The sequence below is a fragment of the Vibrio sp. Vb1554 genome, assembly GCF_033344235.1.
Genome location: NZ_JAWPOJ010000082.1, coordinates 1 through 2,333, shown reverse-complemented (window position 1 = coordinate 2,333; position 2,333 = coordinate 1). Strand labels below are relative to the sequence as shown.

General features: G+C 43.5%; 1 protein-coding gene and 1 tRNA gene. One reads left to right on the top strand and one right to left on the bottom strand.

Annotated elements, in window-relative coordinates; translation table 11 throughout:
- The first annotated feature begins 1 nt into the window (after position 1).
- Positions 2 to 77: transfer RNA gene (locus R8N28_RS23745), tRNA-Asn, on the top strand.
- Between the two features lie 248 nt (positions 78 to 325).
- On the opposite strand, the gene R8N28_RS23740 is transcribed toward R8N28_RS23745, so the two are convergent.
- Positions 326 to 1,762, bottom strand: a complete 1,437-nt coding sequence (locus R8N28_RS23740; protein WP_082240161.1) for an NAD-dependent succinate-semialdehyde dehydrogenase — start codon at positions 1,760 to 1,762, stop codon at positions 326 to 328.
- Positions 1,763 to 2,333 lie beyond the last annotated feature (571 nt).

Sequence of the window (2,333 nt, the reverse complement as noted above, 5' to 3'; positions counted from 1 at the left end):
TTCCTCCTTAGCTCAGTTGGTAGAGCGACGGACTGTTAATCCGCAGGTCGCTGGTTCGAGCCCAGCAGGAGGAGCCATATTAGAAGAAGCCGCATCACTTGATGCGGCTTTTTTGTATTAGTTTAAAGCTAAGCTCTCTCCTACCCCATAACGAAATAACATAAGCGCTTTGATTATTAAAAACCGCTTACCGCAAGCTAACTATCGACTCACTAAGTAACCAGAAAATATTAACCACAAACGCGCGTGGCAAATGGTATGCCTTTCAACTAAAAAAAAGCTAGGTAAAAACCTAGCTTTTTAATTCAATCGGCCATCTCTGAAATCAGCTTAAACCACCAAGACAAATATACTTTGTCTCCAGATATTCATCGAGTCCTTGCTTAGCACCTTCCCGTCCAACACCCGACTCTTTAACTCCACCAAATGGAGCCACTTCAGTAGAGATGATCCCTTCATTAACTCCAACCATGCCGTACTCTAAACCTTCACTAAAAGTCACAATACGCTTCAAGCTATTCGTATAGAAATAGCAAGCCAAACCATATTCTGTATCGTTCGCCATTTCGAGAACTTGATAATCATTTTCAAAGGTAACAATAGGCAACACAGGCCCGAATAGCTCTTGCTGAACAATCGACATATTCTGCGTCACACTATCCAAAAGAACGGGCTCCATAAAGCGACCAGGCCGTCTCTGTGGAGAGTTAGCAATAGAGGCTCCTTCTTGTACAGCTTGATCGATCGCCGCCTCTAGTCGATGCTTAGAGGCCATCGTAATAACAGGACCTAATGTGACACCTTTCTCTAAACCATTTCCAAGCTTTAATTTGCTTAACTTCGACAATACTTTATCAATAAAAGCTTGTTTTACATTTTTATGAACATATAGCCGATTGGTACAAACACATGTTTGCCCTGCATTACGGAACTTCGACGCGACAAGCCCTTCCGCAGCCTCATCTAAGTCTGCATCTTCAAACACGATGAAAGGCGCATTACCACCCAACTCCATCGACACCGCCTTGACTGAATCACTGGCTTGCTTCATCAAAATTTTCCCAACGCGCGTAGACCCCGTAAAAGAGATCTTCTGAATCCTAGGATCAGTACTTAGTACTTGACCAAACTCAGCAGCCTGCTCCGACACCACGACAGAAAGCAGTTCTTTAGGGATACCAGCCTGATAAGCTAATTCAACAACAGCAATTGCAGTGAGAGGGGTAAGCTCTGATGGCTTGATCAACATGCCACAACCTGCCGCTAGGGCTGGTGCTGCTTTTCTTGTAATCATCGCAATAGGGAAGTTCCAAGGTGTAATTGCAGCGCATACTCCCACAGGCTGGCGAATTGCAGATAGACGTCTATCTGTCGTTGGGGCAGGAATAACTTCGCCATAAGCACGTTTTGCTTCTTCTGAGAACCACTCGACAAAAGAGGCACCATACATCACTTCCCCTTTGCTCTCAGCTAAAGGTTTACCCTGCTCTAAGGTAATAATCGTGGCTATGTCTTCTGCATTATCAAGAAGTAGTTGATACCACCCCCTCAAACGACGAGAGCGCTCTTTGGCACTTAATTTAGCCCAACGGACTTGCTCCGTTTTGCACTGACCAATGAGATCATCTAACTCATCAAGAGTACTAGGCTTTAACCGAATTAACTCTTGCTCAGTTGCAGGGTTGATGACCACAATTCCCTCATCGGAAGACCATTGCTTAAATACAGATTTCAGCGTTTCATTTTTTATTTGTTGCATCATCAAACATACTCCTCAAGAACTCCTCTTAGGTTAATCGCTACTAGCAAGTTCAGCAAAGAAAACAAAGTTTTCTAAAAGGCATTAATTTTCGGAAGACTTAGCTCTATTCCTCATTATATTTCGGGAAATTGCGTAATCCACGTAACGACGGTCCCGCTCTAAACATGGAAGCAATGAATGTTTGAGAAATAAGATGTAGAAAATTATTGTTTAAGAGAGACGCTAACAAAACACGCAGTACGGAAGACTATTCATTCTATTACGGTTGAGGGCGAGTGTTATAAAGACTCATTGTTCAAATGACCAATCTTTCAACGAGGACAGGATACAAACTCGGAGTAATTGGAAGTGCAGGCAGCAGGCTCATCTTCCTGAGAAACTCATGTGCCAAAAGGGTAAAGAAAGTCGTATTGTCTCGCCTTCAATGTGTAAATGCATTTCTAGGGGACACGACCAAACGAAAAAGCCCCAGTCTTTCGACTGGGGCTTAATATCAGGGAAAATTCATGAACATTCCCGTCCTACAAGGGCTGTCAAAACCTTATAAAGGTACTCCGGTTCCATCGCACAC

Coding starts and splice junctions, on each gene's coding strand:
- R8N28_RS23740 (WP_082240161.1), bottom strand. CDS start 1,762: ATGATGCAACAAATAAAAAATGAAACGCTGAAATCTGTATTTAAGCAA.